Origin of the sequence: Burkholderia sp. AU16741, from assembly GCF_002223345.1 — a bacterium.
In the GTDB taxonomy this organism is placed as follows: Bacteria; Pseudomonadota; Gammaproteobacteria; order Burkholderiales; family Burkholderiaceae; genus Burkholderia; species Burkholderia sola.
The window spans coordinates 100758-119501 of record NZ_NKEZ01000009.1 but is presented as its reverse complement, the minus strand read 5'-3'; the positions used below and the strand labels follow the sequence as shown (position 1 = coordinate 119501).

The following is an 18744-nucleotide window of genomic DNA, read 5'->3' as shown; positions in this document are numbered from 1 at the left end:
CGCCCGCGCCGCGCGCAAAAAAAACGGGCTCCTCGCGGAGCCCGTTCCCGTCGCGCCGAATCGCGCGTCGTTCAGCCGGATTACTTGCCGTAGACGTCGAAATCGAAGTACTTCTTCGCGATCTTGTCGTACGTGCCGTCCTTGCGCATGCCGGCGATCGCGCTGTCGATCTTCGTCTTCAGGTCGGTGTCTTCCTTGCGCAGGCCGATACCGGCACCTTCGCCGAGCGTCTTCGGATCGTCGAGGTCCTTGCCGGCGAAGTCGAAGTTCGCGCCGCGCGGCGTCTTCAGGAAGCCGATCTCGGCTTGCACGGCGTCCTGCAGCGTGCCGTCCAGACGGCCGGAGATCAGGTCGGCGTAGACCTGGTCCTGGTTCTGGTAAGGCACGACGTTCACGCCCTTCGGCGCCCAGTACGTCTTCGCGTAGGTTTCCTGGATCGTGCCCTGCTCGACGCCGATCGACTTGCCCTTCAGCGATTCGGCCGTCGGCTGCAGGTTCGCGCCCTTCTTCGTGACCAGACGCGTCGGCGTGTTGAACAGCTTCGCCGAGAACGCGATCTGCTCGGCGCGCGCCGGCGTCATCGACATCGACGACAGCACGCCGTCGAACTTGCGGGCCTTCAGCGCCGGGATCATCCCGTCGAAGTCGTTTTCGATCCACACGCATTTCGCGTGGATGCGGCGGCAGATCTCGTTGCCGAGATCGACGTCGAAGCCGACCACCTTGCCGTCGGCGCCTTTCGATTCGAAAGGCGGGTAGCTTGCGTCGACGCCGAACCGCACGGTCGTCCAGTCCTTCGCGTATGCCGTGCCGGCCGATACGGCGAGCAGGGCCACGGTCACAGCCGCAAGAATTTTTTTCACTCGGTGACTCCTCGTTTTGTTCGATGGGTGCGCGGTTGTGCCGCGCCGTAAGCTTTCGGCCCGCCGCGGCTTCGCGTCGGACAGTCCGTTTCGCCCGCCCGATGGGGGCGCGCGACGTGCGGAAGATTATCAAGACAAAATACCGGCGGGGCGCCTAGGACAAGCCCCGATACCGGGCCCGGCGGCGGCGCGTCGGACGCACCGCCGTTTCACACACAGGAACGATTCAGCCGAGCGTTTCGTTGACCGCGCGTTGCAGGCACGCGGCGAAATGCGACACGGCGGGCGTGGGCAGCAGGTCGCGCCGCGCGATGATCGACAGGTCGAAGCGCGGCATGCTTTCGTCGAGTTCGGCCGTGCGGATGCCGAGCGGCGCGACCATCGCGGCGAGCGGGCGCGTGAAGCAGCCGATCACGTCCGAGCGCGCGACGAGCCCCAGCGTCACCGCGAACGACATCGGCGAGCGCAGCAAACGCTTCGGCAGCGGCAGCCCGTGCGCCTCGAACATCCCCACCATCACGCTGTGCGGAAACTGCTCGGCGCCGACGGTGACGATCCACTCGGCGTCGAGCAGTTCCTCTAACCGGCGCGCGTGCGCGAGCGGATGACCGTCGCGCATCACGATCGTGAATTCGGTCGACAGCAGCGGCAATTGCGTGAAATCGCGGTCGAGCGCGGGCACGTGGTGCATCGCAGCGATGTCGAGCGTGCCGTTGCGCAACTGCGCGAGCGCGTCCGGCACCGTCACTTCCTCCAGATGCAGGCTGACGTTCGGCATCGAGCGGCGAAACGCCGTCACCGCATGCGGCAACGCGGTCAGCGCGATCGACGGCATCGTGCCGACCGCGACGCGGCCCGACATCTCGCCTTTCACCTGCTCGACGGCCTCGACGGTGCGGCGGACGTCGCCGAGCAACTGCTCGGCGCGCGGCAGCAGCGCTTCGCCGCAGGCGGTCAGCTCGACGCCGCGCACGCTGCGAACGAGCAGTTCCGCGTTGAGTGCGGTTTCGAGTTCGCGGATCGTGTGCGTGATCGCCGGCTGCGTGACGCCGAGCTCGCGCGCGGCGGCGCGCAGGCTCTTCAGGTGCGCCGCGGAGACGAAAGCCTGGAGCTGCGCGATGTTCAGGGGATTGCGGATGCGGGTCATCGGTCGGGTCCGGTTGGCGCGAAAGGGGGCGGCGGGTTCAGGTGGCAAGCCCGATGAGGGTCATGCGTCGGCGCGCGCGCGGAACGCCTGACGGTAGCGCTGCGGCGACGTGCCCACGATGCGCGCGAAGCGCTCGCGAAACGCGGTGACCGAGCCGAACCCGGCTTCCGTCGCCACGTGTTCGATCGACAGCCCGGTCACCTCCAGCAACTGCTGCGCATGCCGGACGCGCGCGGTCTGCAGCCATTGAACCGGCGACGTGCCCGTCTGCTCCTGGAAGCGCCGCGTCAGCGTGCGCACGCTCGTCGACGCCTTGCGCGCGATCGCGTCGAGTGTCAGCGGCTCGCGCAGGTTCGCGTGCAGCCAGTCCATCAGGTCATGCAGCCCGTCGCCGCCGGCCGGCCATTCGGGCGCGATGAACTGCGCCTGCCCGCCTTCGCGCACGCGCGGCGCCACCGCGTTGCGGGCGGCGTCGACGGCGACCGCCGCGCCGTAGTCGGCCTGGATCATGTGCAGGCACAGGTCGAGGCCGGCCGCCGCGCCGGCCGAGGTCAGGATCCGGCCGTTGTCGACGAACAGCGCGTTCGGGTCGACGTCGACGGTCGGATAGCGGCGCGCGAGTTCGGCGGCCGCGAGCCAGTGCGTCGTCGCACGCAGGCCGTCGAGCAGCCCGGCTTCCGCGAGCACGAACGCGCCGCTGCAGATCGACGCGATCCGGCGCCCGCGCGCGGCCGCCGCGCGCAGCGCGTCGAGCACGCGGCGCGACGTCGGCGCGAGCGGCGCCGACGTGCCGGGGACCATGATCGTGTCGGCGTCGGCCAGCGCGTCGAGGCGAAACGGCGGGCGCAGCTCGAACAGTTCGCCGCCGACGCGCGGCAGCTCGCTGCACACGCGTACGCGGTACGCCGGTTCGACATGGGACGCCCGCACGCGCACGAACGTGTCGCAAGCGACGCCCAGATCGAACGGGACGACATCGGGCAACGCAAGAACGGCGACCGTGTGCATGATGGGTGCGGCCGTGGCCAGAATCCGTTGAAAGATGTCATTCTAGCCAATGGCCCGGACCGGCACCCCACGCGACAATCGCGGCGGACCCCCTGGAGGCCTGCCGATGAAACAAGACGATCGCAACGCGTTGCGGAACCTGCAATACCTGTCGCTGCTGGAGGCGACCACGCTCGTCGCGCTGGTGTGCGTGGCCGTGCCGCTCAAGCATCTGGCCGGCTATCCGGTGGCGGTATCGATCATGGGCCCGGTTCACGGCATCGCATTCGCGATGTACGTGTGGGCGGTGGTCGGCACCGCGTCGAGCGGGCTGTGGAGCAAGGGCGAGGTCGCGCGGCTCGTGCTGTCGGCCGTCGTGCCGTTCGCGGGGCTGGCGAGCGCCGGCTGGATCGCGCGCCGGCGGCACGCGCAATGATCTACCTGGTGCTGAAGGCCGTGCATCTGGCGGCCGTCGTCACGTTCGTCGGCGGATTGCTGCTGTCGTCCGTCGCGGTGCGTATTGCGAACCTCGCCGTGCATCGCGCGGTGCGACGCTGGGATCGCACGGTGACGGCGCCCGCGCTCGCGATCGTCTGGATCGCCGGCATCGCGCTCGCGCTGAGCGGTCACTGGTTCGGCGCCGCGTGGCTGTCGGTGAAGCTTGTGATCGTCGTCGCGCTGTCGGTGCTGCACGGGATTCTGGCCGGCACGCTGCGGCGCATGGAGCGCGACGATCTCGTGATCGCGCCGGCGCCGTGGCTCGGACACGCGGCGGGCGCGGTGATCGTCGCGATGGCGCTCGTCGTCGGGCTGGCCGTGATCAAGCCGTTCTGACGCGGCGCGTTCAGGCGAGCGCCATCTCGATCGCCGCCAGCGTGCGACGCCGGATCCAGCCGCTGCCCAGCCGGATCGCGAGCCAGTACGGCGTGAACAGCCAGCGCGTGCGCGCGCTCGGGCAATGGACGAAGGTTTCGGTGCGCAGGATGTGCGCGCCCGACGCGAGCCCGACGACCTCGAACCGGAGCACCAGCTTCGCGTCGCGCGGATCGTCGTGGCGGACGAAGGCGTCGGCATCGGCGACGGGGCGCACGTCGGGCGTCGGACGCCAGAAGCGGCCGACGAGGCCGAGCGACAGCGACGTGTCGTCGCGATGCAGCGGGGTGAAGGTGTCGAAACCGAAGCGCGCGCGTTCGGGCCGGCGCAGCGCGCCGGCGACGGCTGCCGGGAATTCGCGCACCGTCAGCAGCGTGTCGATGACGGGATCGGCGCGCATGTCGAGCGATGCGACGACATCGATGATGGATGCGGGCGGCGCGTCGATCGGCTGCGATTCATGCACTTCGTGGAAGCCGAACGACGGAATGAACGGCGGCTTGCGCGCCGAGGCCCGGGTGCTCGATTCGGAGACGATGCCAAGTGGGTTCATCGCGACTCCTGAAGGGGCAAAACGCGATCGTAGCACCGCGCGCGAATCGGCGTCGCGCCGTTTTCGCGCAACGCGTCGCGCGGCGGCGCACCGATAAAAAAAGCCTGGAAACTCGCGTTCCCAGGCGGCAGACCATCGACGACGATGGTGGAGGAGACGGTGTCGTCCCGATGCGCGCCGCCCTTCTGCAGGCGACGTCGCGCATGTCGCGTGCTCAGATCGCCCAGCCGCCGAGATAGAACGTGACGAGCACGGCCGCGATCAGCACGGTGCCGACGTTGAGCTTGCGGAATTCGCCGCTGGCGACGCGGCCGATCACGAGCGTCGAGAAGCCGAGCATGATGCCCGTCACGATGTTCGCGGTCAGCACGATGAACACCGCGCACACGAGGCCCGACATCGCGTCGACCATGTCGTCCATGTGCAGCTTGCTCACGCTGCCGAGCATCAGCAGGCCGACGTACATCAGCGCGGGCGCGGTCGCATACGACGGCACGAGGCCCGCGAGCGGCGAGAAGAACATCACGACGAGGAACAGCAAGCCGACCACGGCCGCCGCGAGCCCCGTCTTCGCGCCGGCGGCCACGCCGACGCTCGACTCGATGTAGGCCGCCGCCGGTGCGCCGCCGAGGAAGCCGGAGAAGATCGAGCTGATCGAATCGGCGGTCAGCGCGCGGCCGCCGTTGACGATGCGGCCGTTCGCGTCGAGCTGGCCGGCCTGCCCCGCGACCGCGCGGATCGTGCCGGTCGCGTCGAACACGGCGGTCATCACCAGCGCGAGCACGCTCGGCAGCACGGCCATCGACAGCGCGCCCTTGATGTCCATCGCGCCGATCAGCGATGCGTGGCCCGGTGCGCTCAGCGACGGCAGCGCGAAGATGCCGCGGTATTTCACGGCCGGATCGAAGATCAGGCCGAACACCGAGATCGCGATCACGACGAGCAGGATGCCGCCCGGCACGCGACGCTTTTCGAGGCCGAAGATCGCGGCGAGCCCGACGACCGACATGATGACCGGGAACGCGGTGATCTGGCCGAGCGACACCGGCAGGCCGGCGCCCGGGTTCTTGATCACGAGGCCGACGTCGTTCGACGCGATCAGCAGCAGGAACAGGCCGATGCCGATCCCCGTGCCGTGCGCGACGCCCGCGGGCAGGTTGCGCAGGATCCACGAACGCACGCCGGTGACCGAGATGCCCGTGAACACGAGACCCATCAGGAATACGGCGCCGAGCGCGACCGTCGGATGCAGCCCCTTGCCGAGCACGAGCCCGAACGCGGTGAACGCGGTCAGCGAGATCGCGCAGCCGATCGCGATCGGCAGCTTCGCCCACAGGCCCATCAGCAGCGAGCCGAACGCGGTGGTGAGGCACACCGCGACGAACACGGCGCTCGTGTCGAAGCCGGCCTTGCCGAACATGCCGGGCACGACGAACACGGAATAGACCATCGCGAGGAAGGTGGTCACGCCGGCAATGATCTCGCGACGCTGCGTGCTGCCGCGCGACGAAATGCCGAAGTAGCGGTCGATGACTCCCTTGGTGCCAAAGTCAGTTTCTTCCGCGCCGACGCCGACCGTCGGCTGCACCGGGGTATCACTCATGAGCTTGCTCCTTTATCAGCATGCTGAAACGGCTCGTGGCGAACCGTCGTCAGGGTGTCTCGTATCTAGTTGGGATTGTTCGGCAACGTCGCGGGGACGCCTGACGCGCGATGCGTGTCGTTACGTGCGAATCGAAACGATCGCGAGGGTGTCGCGTCGGACGACGCGTGGTGTGGTCGACCCCGTCACGTGTGCTTTGCCGTAGCGAAGGTTAGGCGAGCCGCCCATCACGTCCCATCGGGGGAAGAGCATGCAGCGCATGTCGCAGCGCTTATATCGGCGTGCAACGGGGCTCCGTCGCGCCGACACGCGTGTATACGCCTAGTTGGAATCCGTTAAGGCGACTATTTGAATGCAGGGTCGGCGGGTGGGGGCGCAAGCGGGCGGGCATCCGATATTACGAATGACTTTCAATGTAGCCCGGAAGGCCGGCGCGCGTGCGGTGTCCGTTCCGGTACGGCACGGCGCGGCGCTCAATCGCGCGCGAGATGCGCGAGATACGCGCAGAACATGTCGGCCATCGCGTCCGAGTACGCGTCGATTTCCGCGGGCGTGCGCGCGGTTTCCGAGAACGCCTTGCCGCCCGTCGTGAGCGTCGTCAGGATCAGCTCGCACGCGAGCGCATGCGTGGCGTCGGGCACGTCGGGCAGCGCTTCGCGCATGAACGCGCGGAACGCCCGGGTGCCCTCGGCCTTCACTTCCCGCGCCTCGGGCGCGTCGCGATAGAGCGGGGCGGCATCGTCGAGGGCGATTCGCATCGGCGCTTCGTCGCATTCCGAGCGGATGAACGCATGCACGGCGGTGCGCAGCCGCTCGGGCGGCGCCTTCGTCGTGTCCTGCAGCATCCCGCACAGCATGTCGTGCGTCTGCCGCCACTCGTCGTGCTGGAGCCGGAACAGCACGGACGCCTTGTTCGGGAAGTACTGGTACAGCGAGCCGACGCTCACGCCGGCCCGCTCGGCGACGCGCGCCATCGTGAAGCGCTGCGCGCCTTCGCTCGCCAAAACCTGAATAGCCGCCTGGAGGACATCCTCGACGAGACGGGTCGAGCGTGCCTGTCGAGGCTGCTTGCGCGTGGCGATCGGGGCGTTTCGGCGGTCGGTCATGAGCGGTCTGCCAATGCGAATAGTAAAACCTGAATAGTTCGTCATATTCTAGTCGGGTGCAACGACGCACTCAACCCGATACCGGAGATTCGCATGACTACCCTGATGCTCGACCCGCTGGCTTCGCTGCTGGCGCGCCTGTTCGATGAAGCCGACGCGTCGTCCCCGGCGACGAGCCCCGCCTTCGCGAACGTGTCGCGCGACGAGCAAGCGCGACTGATGCGCAGCAAGACGGACTACGCCGATCTGTATGCGCGCCTGAAGGACTATCCGCTTCCCGTGTCGCGCGAGACGGGCACGCTGCTGTACATGCTCGCGCGCAGCGGCGGAGCCAGGACGATCGTCGAATTCGGCACGTCGTTCGGCATTTCGACGCTGCATCTCGCGGCCGCGCTGCGCGACAACGGCGGTGGCCGGCTGATCACGAGCGAGTTCGAGCCGTCGAAGGTCGCACGCGCGCAGGCCAACCTGGCAGCAGGCGGATTGGCCGATCTCGTGGAGATTCGCGAAGGCGATGCGCTGCGCACGCTGGCCGCCGATCTTCCGGATGCGGTCGACCTGCTGCTGCTCGACGGGGCGAAGGCGCTGTATCCGGAGATTCTCGCGCTGGTCGAGCCGCGGCTCAGGGCGGGCGCGTTCGTCGTGGCCGACAACGCGGAATACAGCCCCGACTACCTCGCTTACGTGCGCGCGCCGGAAAACGGCTATCTGTCGGTGCCGTTCGGCGGCGACGTCGAATTGTCGATGCGGCTGCGCTGACGAGACGGAACGAGGGTGCCGGCGATTTCACGCTTCCCTGCATCAAATATAGGAAAACTGATTGAATGGAAGCGTGGCGCAAGGCGACGGGATGGTGCCCGTCGTTTGCGGCGTCGTGCGCGTTACTTCAGGAACACGTAGCGCGCGAAGTACGGAAAGCGGCCGACCGCGTGCTCGGTCGTGCACGTCGTGGCCGGCGGCGTGCCGCCCGCCGTGTCGAGCCGCTGCACGAAGCGCACGCCGGCGAGCGTGCCGATTGCGGCCGGCGTCGCCGCGAGCAGCAGTTGCGGAATGCTGGCCGGGCTTGCGCTTGGCGCTTCCGCGCGCTTCTTGCCGGTAATGCGGCTGCCGTCGAGCGCTTCCCACGACGGCCCTGCGCCGTGCCGGACGACGAGCGTGCCGCCGGCATCGAACAGCAGCGCTTCGGGGTGCTGGAATGTCCACGCGAGCCGGTGTTCGGCATCGTATTCGCACGTGTAGACCTGCAAGCCGCTCGCGGTGGTCGACAGCACCGGCGTGGCCGGCTCGGGCGGCGCGAGACCGGCAGCGTCGTCGGCATGCGCGGGCGCGGTGAATGCCGCGAAGGAAAGACCGGCCGCAACGGCCAGCAGCATGTCGCGTGTCGGGGAGCGGCTTGGCATGGTGCGGCGTCCTTTCAGGTCAGGTGACGGTCGTGTGGAGTCGGTCCTGTCAACACTAGACGCCGATCGCGTGGGCCGCAACCCGGAAATGACAATCGCGGCGATAGTCGCCGCGATTGCCGAAGGGATAAGGCGCGATCAGCGGATCGCGGCCGGGTTGATGTTGACCTGCGTGGAGCCGACGTACGGCGGCTGGCCGGGCACGAACAGGAGAATCGTTCAGGCCGCGGCTTGCGCGAGCGTCGGGTAGTCGGTCAGGCCGTGTGCGCCGCCGCCGAACAGCGTGTTGCGATCGTGCGGCGCGAGCGCGGCGCCGGTTCGCAGCCGCTCGGGCAGGTCGGGGTTCGCGACGAACGGGCGGCCGAATGCGACGAGATCGGCCCAGCCGGCGGCGATCGCTTCGCGGGCGCGCTCGGCGGTGTACGCGCCGGCATAGATCAGCACGCCCGGGAACGCGGCGCGCAATTGCTGCTTGAAGGCGACCGGCATCAGCGGCGCGTCGTCCCAGTCGGCTTCGGCGATGTGCAGGTAGCCGACGCCGAGTTCGCCGAGCAGCTTCGCGGCGGCGAGGTAGGTCGTTTCCGGATCGTCGTCGACGCAGCCGTTCAGCGTGGTCAGCGGCGCGAGGCGGATGCCCACGCGCGATGCGTCGCCGGTCCCTTCGATCAGCGCCTGCGCGACTTCGCGCAGGAAGCGCAGACGGTTCTCGAGCGAGCCGCCGTATGCGTCGGTGCGCGTGTTCGCGTTCGAATCGATGAACTGGTTCACGAGGTAGCCGTTCGCGCCGTGCAGCTCGACGCCGTCGAAGCCGGCTTCGATCGCGTGACGCGCGGCGGCGCGATATTGATCGACGGTCTCGCGGATCTCGTCGATCGACAGCGCGCGCGGCTCAGACGCCTGCACGAAGCCCGGCGTGCTGCCGTCCTCGCCGGCGATGAACACGTTCACGCCCTTCGCCTGGAGCGGCGACGACGACACCGGTTGCGCGCCGCCGAGCAGGCTCGTGTGGCTCAGCCGGCCGACGTGCCACAGCTGCGCGAAGATGCGGCCGTGCGCGGCATGCACGGCGTCCGTCACCTTGCGCCAGCCGGCGACCTGTGACGGCGTGTGAATGCCGGGCGTCCATGCATAGCCCTTGCCGAGCGGCGCGATGTAGGTACCTTCGCTGACGATCAGGCCCGCACTCGCGCGCTGCGCGTAATACGCGGCCATCAGTTCGTTGGCTTCGTCGCCGGGCTGGCTCGCGCGCGAGCGCGTCATCGGCGGCATCACGATGCGGTTCGGCAGCGTCAGCGCGCCGAGTCGCAGCGGTTGGAAAAGCGGGTCCTGGGTCATGGTGGTGTCCTCTCAGTGTCCGCGGCCGGCTGGCCGCGGGCGGTCGATCAAGAAAGCGGCGTTCAGTCCCACTTCGGCGCGAGGCCGGCCGGGTCGACTTCGCGGCCGTTGCGTTCGAGCGCGGCGATCTGCGCCATGTCGTCGTCGGTCAGGCGCAGCGTCTGCGCGAGCAGGTTGCTTGCGAGGTTCTCGCGCTTGGTCGACGACGGGATCACCGAGTAGCCGAGTTGCAGCGCCCACGCGAGCGCGACCTGCGCCGGCGTCGCGTCGTGACGCTGCGCGATCGCGCCGATTACCGGGTCGCCGAGCACCTTGCCGTAGCCGAGCGTCATGTACGACGTCACGTGAATGCCTTCGGCGCTCAGGAACTCGACCAGCTTGCGGTTCTGCAGGTACGGGCTCAGTTCGATCTGGTTCGTCGCGATCGCGTCCTTGCCGACGGCCGCGATCGCTTCCTTCGTCAGTTCGATGTTGAAGTTCGAGATGCCGATCTGGCGCGTGAGGCCCTTCGCCTTCGCGTCCGCCAGCGCGGTCATGAACGCGTCGATCGACACGCCGTTGCCCGGCGCCGGCCAGTGAATCAGCGTCAGGTCGACGACGTCGGTGCGCAGCTTGCGCAGGCTTTCCTCGAGGCTGGCCGCCAGTTTTTCCGGCGCGTAGTTGTCGACCCAGATCTTCGTCGTGAGGAACAGGTCTTCGCGGCGCACGCCCGACGCGGCGATCGCTTCGCCGACTTCGGCTTCGTTGCCGTAGATCTGCGCGGTGTCGATCGCGCGGTAGCCGACTTCGAGGCCGTTGCGGACCGAGTCGATGACGACCTGGCCTTGCAGGCGGAACGTACCGAGGCCGAATGCGGGAATCTTGCTCATCATGTGCTCCTGAAAGAGGGGAAACGATTGCGGTATGGACGTCATTCTGGCGCGTGAGACTGATGAGATAAACGCCTTCATAAGCCAAAAATATTTGATTTAAAGTCAAATATTGGTTGCGCCGCGGGCGTCCGGACCGTGGTCGCCCTTATGCGACGCGCGTCTGCGGCGTCGTGTTCGGGTGGAACGCGGGCAGCACGTCCGCCGCGATTTCGGCCATCGTCTCGTCGAGCGGCCGGCGGTTGCGGCGGAAATGCAGGCCGATGTGCTGCACGCCCGCGTCGCGCATCGCCGCGAGTTCTTCCGTCAGCGCGAGGCGCCCCGCGCGGGCGCCGAAGCGGTGCCGCTGAAGCGGTTCGTGCGGATCTTCCGCGAGGTCGAGGTGGATGAAGCTCACGTACGGCTTGTCGCCGGCCACCGCGTGCCAGTTCGCGGCGCGCTGCAGGTGATCGGCCGGCGTGCCCGGATACGCGAGACAGCCGTCCATGTGCTCGCCGATCCACTCGGGCGTTTGCTGCGCGAGACCCGCGACGAGCAGCGGCACCGGCGAACGGGCGGCTGGCAGCACTTCCAGGCCGGGCGGCAGATGCTCGCGCGCGCCGTCGCGCAGCAGCGCGATCTGGTCGCGGAAGTTCGCGCCGCGCGTGGCGAAGTCGCGGCCGAACAGCGGATATTCGACCGGCCGGTCGCCGCTCGCGACGCCGAGCAGCAGGCGCCCGCCGCTCAGTTCCTGGATCGTCGCGGCCGATTTCAGCGTCAGCAGCGGCTCGCGCAGCGGCAGCACGACGGCCGCGGTGCCGAGCAGGATGTCGCGCGTGATCCCGGCGAGGTAGCCGAGATACGAGAACGTTTCGAACACCTGCGCGGCGTCGCCGAACGACGGGTCGTACACCGGCACGTCGCGCACCCAGAGCGCGCGAAAGCCGAGCGTGTCGGCCAGTTGCGCGAGCTCCGCGTGGATGTCGAGGCTGGGCACGCCGGGGTGGCGGCCGTCGTGCCGGCGTTTCGCGTTGCCGGACGGGGTCCAGTCGTTGTCGAGCGGCAGTTCGACGCCGATGCTGAAGCCGCCGGCGGCGAGCGAGTCGAGTGAAGTGGACATGGTCGGGCTCCGTTCAGACCGCGCGCAGGCTGCCGTCGAGCCGGTGGAAATCGAGCGACGGCGCGGTGAAGAACGAGCGCGACGTGCCCGCGGCGAAATCGTCGATATGCACGACGGTCGCGCGATCGGCTTCTTGCCACGAGATCGCGTAGGTGTCGCCGGCGATCGGCTGCCACGTGTATTCGACTTCGCCGGTGGCGCCCGCGTACGGGCCTTCGGTGATCGCGTAGCGCATGTGGAGGCCGTCTTCGTCGTACGCGTTGAGCGCGGTGAGGCCGTCGTAGCGGACTTCGAAAGTCTTGCCGGCGAACGGCGGACGTTGGGTCGATGCGTTCATGCTGAGGGCTCCTGCGAAAGGATGACGTTCAATGGGCGAGTTCGACGGGTTCGGCCGTGCGTTCCGGCAGGCCCTGACGGCTGTCGAGACGGCCGCTCAGCGCGGTGAGCGCAAACGCGCCGAGCGTGACGACGGCGGCGATCCACGGCGTGTGGCCCAGGCCGACGTTCGCGACGATCAGGCCGCCGAGCGACGACCCGCCCGCCACGCCGAGGTTGAAGGCGGCGATGTTGAAGCCCGATGCGACGTCGGTGGCGTCCGGCGCGAAGTGGCGCGCCTGCTTGACGACGTACACCTGCAGCCCCGGCACGTTGCCGAACGCCACGGCGCCCCACGCGAGCATCGTCAGCACCGCGAGCCATTTCACGTGGATCGTGAAGGTCAGCGCGAGCAGCACGATCGCGAGCAGCAGGAAGATCCGCTTGAGCGCCTTCACGGGGCCGACGGCGTCCGCGAGCTTGCCGCCCCACACGTTGCCGACCGCCACCGACACGCCGTAGCCGACGAGCACGAGGCTGACTTGCGACGGCGTGAAGCCGGCGATCTGTTCGAGCAGCGGCGCCATGTACGTGAACGCGATCAGCGAGCCGCCGTAACCGACCGCCGTCATCGCATAGACGAGCAGCAGGCGCGGCTGGGCGAGCACGCGCAACTGGCGGGCGAGCGGGGCGGGCGGCGTCTGCGGCAGCCCGCGCGACACGAAGGCAACCGCGCCGAGGAACGCGACGAGGCCGAACAGCGCGACGATCAGGAACGTCGCGCGCCAGCCGAAGTGCTGGCCGATGAAGGTGCCGAGCGGAATGCCGGCGACGAACGCGACGGTCATCCCGCTGAACATCGTCGCGATCGCGCTGGCGGCCTTGTCCTTCGGCACGAGCGTGGTCGCGATGATCGAGCCGACCGAGAAGAACACGCCGTGCGCGAGGCCGGTGAGCACGCGCGCGACGATCAGCGATTCGTAGCCCGGCGCCTGCCATGCGACGAGGTTGCCGACGGTGAAGAGCGCCATCAGCCCGGCGAGCAGCGCCTTGCGCGGCACGCGGCCGGTGAGCGCGGTGAGAAGCGGCGCGCCGATGGCTACGCTGAGCGCATACAGGCTGACGAGCAGGCCGGCGGACGGCAGGCTGACGCCGAGGTCGGCGCCGATCGTCGGGATCAGCCCGACGATCACGAATTCGGTGGTGCCGATGGCAAAGGCGCTGATGGTCAGCGCAAGCAACGCGAGTGGCATGACGGGATCCGGGTTTCAGTAGGAACGGATCGCAGTGTGCCGGCTTTACTTTTGCGGAAAAACTGGTCTATAAACCAAATTGTTTTGATTTCAAATCAACAATGAAGATCACCCTAGACGAACTCCAGGCCTTTGCCGCCGTGGTCGACACCGGTTCGATCACCGCCGCCGCCCAGCAGCTCGACCTCACCGTGTCGGCGACGAGCCGCACGCTCGCGCGGCTCGAGGAAAAGCTGAAGACCACGCTGCTGCGCCGGACCACGCGCCGGCTCGAACTGACGGAGGAAGGGCGCGCGTTCCTGCAGGACGCGCGCGCGATCATCGAATCGGTCGAGAACGCGGAAGAGCAGATGCTCGCGCGGCGCGAGATGCCGTCCGGGCGCCTGCGCGTCGACGCCGCGACGCCGTTCATGCTGCACGTGATCGTGCCGCTCGTGCGCGGCTACCGCGAGCGCTTTCCGAAGGTCGAGCTGGAGCTGAACAGCAACGAGGGCATCATCGACCTGCTGGAGCGGCGCACCGACGTCGCGATCCGGATCGGCCGGCTGAAGGATTCGACGCTGCACAGCCGGCGCATCGGCAACAGCCGGGTGCGCATCCTCGCCAGCCCCGACTACGTCGAAGCGCACGGGCAGCCGCGCAAGGTCGACGATCTGCCGAAGCACACGCTGCTCGGTTTCACGCAGCCCGAATCGTTGAACGTATGGCCGATCCTCGGCACGGACGGCGAGCCCTGCCGCATCGAGCCCGACGTCTGGTCGTCGAGCGGCGAGACGCTGCGGCAGCTCGCGCTGGCGGGCACGGGGGTCGTGTGCCTGTCGGATTTCGTGACCGCGCAGGATCGCGAGGCCGGGCGGCTCGTGCAGGTGCTCGCGCGCCAGACGCTCGACGTCCAGCAGCCGATTCACGCGGTGTACTACCGCAATACCGCGATCTCGTCGCGGATCGCGTCGTTCGTCGACTACCTGATCGAGGTGCTGGGCGGCGGCAGCGGCGGCGATGCGCCGGCGCGGCGCAAGGCCGCGTGGATGGAGCCGCAGTAGCGGCGCGGCGCAGGCGGCGCTGCCCTGCGGAATCCGGCGTGCCGCGCGGCGGCACGCCGTCGTGCGGCGATTACGCCTCTTCGGCCCACGACATCCCGTCGCGCGCGAGCAGCGCCGACGAAGCCGCGGGCCCGAACGTGCCGGCCGTGTACAGGCGCGGCCGGTCGCCGAGCTGCTTCCAGCCGTCGAGGATCGGCTCGACCCACGACCACGCGGCTTCGAGTTCGTCGCGGCGCATGAAGTGCGTGAGGCGGCCGCGGATCACGTCGATCAGCAGCCGTTCGTACGCTTCCGCGCGCCGTTCCGGAATCGCCTGCTGCAGGTCGAGGTTCAGGCTGACCGGCACCATGTTCATTCCGCTGCCCGGCTCCTTCGCGAGCATCTGCAGCTGGATCGACTCTTCCGGCTGGAGCTGGATCACGAGACGGTTGCCGTAATTGCGGGGGCCGGTCGGGATGATCGAGAACGGCATGTCCGCGAATTCGATCACGATTTCCGACTGGCGGCGCTGCAGCCGCTTGCCGGTGCGCAGGAAGAACGGCACGTTCGCCCAGCGCCAGTTGTTGATGTGCGCGCGCAGCGCGACGAAGGTTTCCGCGCGGCTGTCCGCCGGCACGTTGTCTTCCTCGAGATAGCCCTTCACCGGCTGGCCGTCGACCGCGCCGGCCGTGTACTGGCCGCGCACGGTGTCGCGCGCGACGTCCGACAGCGACATCGGCCGCAGCGAGCGCAGCACCTTCAGCTTTTCGTCGCGCACCGCGTCCGGGTCGAGCGACACGGGCGGCTCCATCGCGACGATGCACAGCAGCTGCAGCAGGTGGTTCTGCACCATGTCGCGCAGCGCGCCGGTATGGTCGTAGAAGCCCGCGCGGCTGCCGACGCCGACCGTTTCCGCGACCGTGATCTGCACGCTGCGGATATTCGGCGCCTGCCACAGCGGCCCGAAGATCGGGTTGCCGAAGCGCAGCACCATCAGGTTCTGCACGGTTTCCTTGCCGAGATAGTGGTCGATCCGGTAGATCTGCGATTCCTCGAAGTGCTTGCCGACCGCGTCGTTGATCGCCTTCGCGGACGCGAGATCGTGGCCCAGCGGCTTTTCGAGGACGACGCGCGAGTGCGCGTCGACGAGGTGCGCGGCCGACAGGTTGTCGCAGATCGTCGTGAACAGCTCCGGCGACGTCGACAGGTAGAACACGCGCACCGCGTCGCCACGCGCCGCTTCGGCGAGGCGCAGGTAGTCGTCCGGCACGTTGACGTCGATCAGCACGTACTTGAACAGGTCGAGGAAGCGGCTCCACGCGTCGGCGTCGAACGCCTTCTCGTCGATGAACGGGCGCGACTGCTCGTCCATGAACTTGCGATAGCCGTCGATGCCCCAGTCGCGGCGGCCGACGGCGATGATGCGCGTCTCGGGCGGAAGATTGCAGTGCAGGTGCGCCATGTATAGCGCGGGCAACAGCTTGCGGGCGGCGAGGTCGCCGCCGCCGCCGAAGATGATCATGTCGACGGGCCGGTCGGCCGCCGTCTGGGAAGGCTGATTCGTCATGGGAGGTTCGCGGTTTGAAACGGTGAACGTGAAACGAACGTCGAGGGCAATGCGGCGCCGGATGCGCGGGCGCCGGTACGGCAAAACGCAATAGTGCACCGTTTTGATGGATTGCGTATGCGTTCCCGCGGATGTAACAGGGCTTGCGTTCCCGGCGAGGGCTTGATTATGATTGAGTGCTCACTCATTAAAGGAATCGAACGTGGCCCGTCCGCGCAGTCCCGACAAGCACGAAGCCATCCTCGCCGCGGCCGCGCGCGCGCTCGCCGAGGACGGCGCGACCGCGACCACCGCGCGCATCGCACGGCTCGCCGGCGTGGCGGAAGGCACGGTGTTCACCTATTTCGAAACCAAGGATGCGTTGTTGAACGCGCTGTACGTGAGCCTGAAGGCCGACATGCGCGAAGCGATGATGACCGGGTTTCCGGAACGCGCGCCGGCCGAACAGGCGGTGCGGCATGCGTGGAACGGCTATGTGTCGTGGGGCGTCGCGAATCCGGACGGCCGGCGTGCGCTGCAGCAGCTCGGCGTGAGCGGTCGCATCGACGACGCGCATCGCGCGGCCGGCACCGAGGGCTTCGGCGCGATCCGCGCGTTGCTGCGCGAACAGGTCGCCGCGTCGGGCGGGCTGAACCGCGACGAAGCGCATGCGTTCTGCTCGGCGTTGTTTACGTCGATCGCGGAAACCGCGATGGAATCGATCGCGCGCGATCCTGCGCGGGCCGATGCCTACCGGGAAGCGGGGTTTCGCGCGATATGGGCCGTGTTGCAGACGGTGTGAGGGGAGCGGGGAAGTCATGGCGACGCGTGCGGTGGCTCGCATCTCCATGGCGCGCAGCGAGGTGTCAGGCAGGGCGATGCGGTCAGGAAGGATCGGTTCATCGTCCATATTAATGAGTGAGTAATCATTCATTTTCATCGTTTCACCATGGTCAAGGAGTGGAAAATGTCGAAAGTCTGGTTGGTAACGGGGGCCGCACGCGGCCTGGGGCGCGCGATTTCGGAAGCCGTGCTGGCGGCGGGCGACCGGCTGGTGGCCGGCGCGCGCGATCCGGCGCGGCTGGCCGATCTGGCCGAACGGTATGGCGACCGATTGCTGCCGGTCGCGCTCGACGTCACCGACGAAGCGGCGGCGGCGCAGGCCGTTTCGGCGGCCCGCGCCGCGTTCGGCCGCATCGACGTGCTGGTGAACAACGCGGGCTACGGCCATACGGCGCCGTTCGAGTAGATGGGCGCCGACGTGTTCCGCGACCAGATCGAAACGAACCTGTTCGGCGTGATCAACCTCACGCGCGCGGTGCTGCCGACGATGCGCGCGCAGCGCGCGGGGCACATCTTCCAGGTGTCGTCGGTCGGCGGGCGGACGTCGACGCCGGGGCTGTCCGCGTATCAGGCCGCGAAGTGGGCGGTCGGCGGGTTCAGCGACGTGCTCGCGAAGGAAGTCGCGCCGTTCGGCGTGCGCGTGTGCACGCTCGAGCCGGGCGGGATGCGGACCGAATGGGCCGCGCAGGCGAAGCGCGGCGTCGACGATCTGCTGCCCGACTATCAGCCGTCGGTCGGAAAGATCCTCGACCTGCTCGGCGCGTATGGCGGCCGCGAGATTGGCGATCCCGCACGGATCGCGGCGCTGATCGTCGATCTGTCGCGCCGCGACGACGTGCCGCTGCGCCTGCTGCTCGGCGGCGATGCGCTGTTCGTCTGCGAGCAGGCGGAACGGCAGCGCGCGGAAGAGGCGGCGCGGTGGCGGGACGCGACGCTGTCCACGCAGTTTCCGGACGCGACGCTGCCGGACGGGCTGGATGCGTTGAAGGCGTTCGAGTAAGGGCGGCCGTCGTCGCGGGCGGCGCGTCGAGCGCGCCGCTCGCGCAAGCCCGGTCGCGCGCCGGCGCGATCGACTTCATCAGCGGTCCGGCGCGCAACACGCCGCGTTGGTCCGCATCGCAACGCCGGCTTTCGCCCGACCATTCGCGAAACGAGAACGATCAATTCTCGTCAGCGGGGATTCTGCCGCAACCGTCGAGTTTCTAGACTTGCTCCAAGCGATGAGACCTGCTTGTCGCACCTTCCCAAAGGAAACAGTCATGAAGCTCTACGTTCACCCGCTTTCCGGTCATTCGCACCGCGCCCGCCTGCTCATCTCGCTGCTCGGCATCGAGCACGAACTGATCGAAGTCGACCTGGCCGCCGGCGCGCACAAGTCGCCTGAATTTCTGGCGCTGAACCGCTTCGGTCAAGTGCCGGTGCTGGTCGACGGGGAGACCGTGATCGCCGATTCGAATGCCATTCTCGTGTATCTCGCCCGCACGTCGGGCAACCGCGACTATCTCCCGCAATCGCCCGCGCAGGAAGCCGCCGTGCAGCGCTGGCTGTCCGTCGCGGCCGGCGAGATCGCATTCGGCCCGGCCGCCGCGCGGCTCATCACGGTCTTCGGGGCGAAGTTCAACGCCGACGAAGTGATCGCCCGTGCGCATCGCATCCTCGCGCTCATCGACGCCGAACTCGCGGGGCGCGACTTCATCGTCGGGCCGAAGCCGACCATCGCCGACGTCGCGTTGTATGGCTACGTTGCGCGCGCGCCCGAAGGCAATGTGGACCTGTCCGGCTATTCGAACGTCGCGGCGTGGCTGCGCCGCATCGAAGCGTTGCCGGGCTTCGTCGAGTTCGTGAAGATGCCGGTCGGGCTCGCGGCCGCTGCGTGACCGAGGTCGGCCCGTTGCCCGTGCGGTGACGGAGGGCGACGCCGACGCGTCAA

The 18744-nt window shown here is 68.3% G+C and carries 19 protein-coding genes and 1 pseudogene; 7 read left to right on the top strand and 13 right to left on the bottom strand.

Going from position 1 to position 18744, the window contains the following annotated elements; translation table 11 throughout:
* Positions 1 to 80: 80 nt before the first annotated feature.
* From CFB89_RS27755 to CFB89_RS27745, 3 genes are all read right to left on the bottom strand, one after another.
* The gene (locus CFB89_RS27755; protein ID WP_089470735.1) at positions 81 to 863 is read right to left on the bottom strand and encodes an ABC transporter substrate-binding protein; all 783 of its coding nucleotides are present in this window, start codon (positions 861 to 863) and stop codon (positions 81 to 83) included.
* A 226-nt stretch (positions 864 to 1089) separates the two neighbouring features.
* On the bottom strand, positions 1090 to 2010 hold the full coding sequence (locus CFB89_RS27750; RefSeq protein WP_179233546.1) for a LysR substrate-binding domain-containing protein: 921 nt from the start codon (positions 2008 to 2010) through the stop codon (positions 1090 to 1092).
* Between the two features lie 60 nt (positions 2011 to 2070).
* Positions 2071 to 3018, bottom strand: coding sequence for a GlxA family transcriptional regulator (locus tag CFB89_RS27745; protein WP_089470734.1), 948 nt, complete (start codon positions 3016 to 3018; stop codon positions 2071 to 2073).
* A gap of 106 nt (positions 3019 to 3124) precedes the next feature.
* Here CFB89_RS27745 and CFB89_RS27740 point away from each other — a divergent pair, with 106 nt between their 5' ends.
* Positions 3125 to 3433, top strand: a complete 309-nt coding sequence (locus tag CFB89_RS27740) for a DUF3817 domain-containing protein (RefSeq protein ID WP_089470733.1) — start codon at positions 3125 to 3127, stop codon at positions 3431 to 3433.
* On the top strand, positions 3430 to 3831 hold the full coding sequence (locus CFB89_RS27735; RefSeq protein ID WP_089470732.1) for a CopD family protein: 402 nt from the start codon (positions 3430 to 3432) through the stop codon (positions 3829 to 3831). The genes CFB89_RS27740 and CFB89_RS27735 overlap by 4 nt, the downstream gene beginning before the upstream one ends.
* Positions 3832 to 3841: 10 nt before the next feature.
* Here the strand turns inward: CFB89_RS27735 and CFB89_RS27730 are convergent, their stop codons facing one another.
* The 3 genes from CFB89_RS27730 to CFB89_RS27720 form a co-directional block, all read right to left on the bottom strand.
* The gene (locus CFB89_RS27730; protein WP_089470731.1) at positions 3842 to 4423 is read right to left on the bottom strand and encodes a hypothetical protein; all 582 of its coding nucleotides are present in this window, start codon (positions 4421 to 4423) and stop codon (positions 3842 to 3844) included.
* Between the two features lie 214 nt (positions 4424 to 4637).
* Positions 4638 to 6026 carry an NCS2 family permease gene (locus CFB89_RS27725; protein ID WP_089470730.1) on the bottom strand — a complete coding sequence of 463 codons (1389 nt, stop codon included), beginning with the start codon at positions 6024 to 6026 and terminating at the stop codon, positions 4638 to 4640.
* A 473-nt stretch (positions 6027 to 6499) separates the two neighbouring features.
* A complete protein-coding gene (locus CFB89_RS27720) occupies positions 6500 to 7177 on the bottom strand; it encodes a TetR family transcriptional regulator (RefSeq protein WP_089470729.1) in 678 nt (225 codons plus the stop codon).
* Between the two features lie 48 nt (positions 7178 to 7225).
* Between CFB89_RS27720 and CFB89_RS27715 the strand changes: the two genes are divergently transcribed.
* The gene (locus tag CFB89_RS27715; protein ID WP_089470728.1) at positions 7226 to 7891 is read left to right on the top strand and encodes an O-methyltransferase; all 666 of its coding nucleotides are present in this window, start codon (positions 7226 to 7228) and stop codon (positions 7889 to 7891) included.
* 122 nt (positions 7892 to 8013) lie between these two features.
* Here the strand turns inward: CFB89_RS27715 and CFB89_RS27710 are convergent, their stop codons facing one another.
* From CFB89_RS27710 to CFB89_RS27685, 6 genes are all read right to left on the bottom strand, one after another.
* Positions 8014 to 8532 carry a DUF3455 domain-containing protein gene (locus CFB89_RS27710; RefSeq protein ID WP_089470727.1) on the bottom strand — a complete coding sequence of 173 codons (519 nt, stop codon included), beginning with the start codon at positions 8530 to 8532 and terminating at the stop codon, positions 8014 to 8016.
* 219 nt (positions 8533 to 8751) lie between these two features.
* Positions 8752 to 9867, bottom strand: a complete 1116-nt coding sequence (locus tag CFB89_RS27705; RefSeq protein ID WP_089470726.1) for an alkene reductase — start codon at positions 9865 to 9867, stop codon at positions 8752 to 8754.
* A 62-nt stretch (positions 9868 to 9929) separates the two neighbouring features.
* The gene (gene dkgB / locus CFB89_RS27700; RefSeq protein ID WP_089470927.1) at positions 9930 to 10736 is read right to left on the bottom strand and encodes a 2,5-didehydrogluconate reductase DkgB; all 807 of its coding nucleotides are present in this window, start codon (positions 10734 to 10736) and stop codon (positions 9930 to 9932) included.
* Between the two features lie 148 nt (positions 10737 to 10884).
* Positions 10885 to 11835, bottom strand: coding sequence for an LLM class oxidoreductase (locus tag CFB89_RS27695; protein ID WP_089470725.1), 951 nt, complete (start codon positions 11833 to 11835; stop codon positions 10885 to 10887).
* A 13-nt stretch (positions 11836 to 11848) separates the two neighbouring features.
* Positions 11849 to 12172: an adenylate cyclase gene (locus CFB89_RS27690; protein WP_089470724.1), complete on the bottom strand. Its 324-nt coding sequence runs from the start codon at positions 12170 to 12172 to the stop codon at positions 11849 to 11851.
* Between the two features lie 28 nt (positions 12173 to 12200).
* Positions 12201 to 13403 carry an MFS transporter gene (locus tag CFB89_RS27685; RefSeq protein WP_089470723.1) on the bottom strand — a complete coding sequence of 401 codons (1203 nt, stop codon included), beginning with the start codon at positions 13401 to 13403 and terminating at the stop codon, positions 12201 to 12203.
* Positions 13404 to 13504: 101 nt separating this feature from the next.
* Between CFB89_RS27685 and CFB89_RS27680 the strand changes: the two genes are divergently transcribed.
* Positions 13505 to 14446, top strand: a complete 942-nt coding sequence (locus CFB89_RS27680) for a LysR family transcriptional regulator (RefSeq protein ID WP_089470722.1) — start codon at positions 13505 to 13507, stop codon at positions 14444 to 14446.
* A 70-nt stretch (positions 14447 to 14516) separates the two neighbouring features.
* Here the strand turns inward: CFB89_RS27680 and zwf are convergent, their stop codons facing one another.
* A complete protein-coding gene (gene zwf / locus CFB89_RS27675) occupies positions 14517 to 15992 on the bottom strand; it encodes a glucose-6-phosphate dehydrogenase (protein ID WP_089470721.1) in 1476 nt (491 codons plus the stop codon).
* A 202-nt stretch (positions 15993 to 16194) separates the two neighbouring features.
* On the opposite strand from zwf, the gene CFB89_RS27670 reads away from it, so the two are divergent.
* The 3 genes and pseudogenes from CFB89_RS27670 (at position 16195) to CFB89_RS27660 (ending at position 18691) form a co-directional block, all read left to right on the top strand.
* The gene (locus CFB89_RS27670) at positions 16195 to 16773 is read left to right on the top strand and encodes a TetR/AcrR family transcriptional regulator (protein ID WP_089470720.1); all 579 of its coding nucleotides are present in this window, start codon (positions 16195 to 16197) and stop codon (positions 16771 to 16773) included.
* A gap of 165 nt (positions 16774 to 16938) precedes the next feature.
* Positions 16939 to 17814: pseudogene (locus CFB89_RS27665) on the top strand (SDR family NAD(P)-dependent oxidoreductase).
* Between the two features lie 259 nt (positions 17815 to 18073).
* Complete coding sequence (locus tag CFB89_RS27660; RefSeq protein ID WP_089470719.1) at positions 18074 to 18691, top strand: glutathione S-transferase family protein; 618 nt, start codon at positions 18074 to 18076, stop codon at positions 18689 to 18691.
* The last annotated feature ends 53 nt before the right edge of the window (positions 18692 to 18744 follow it).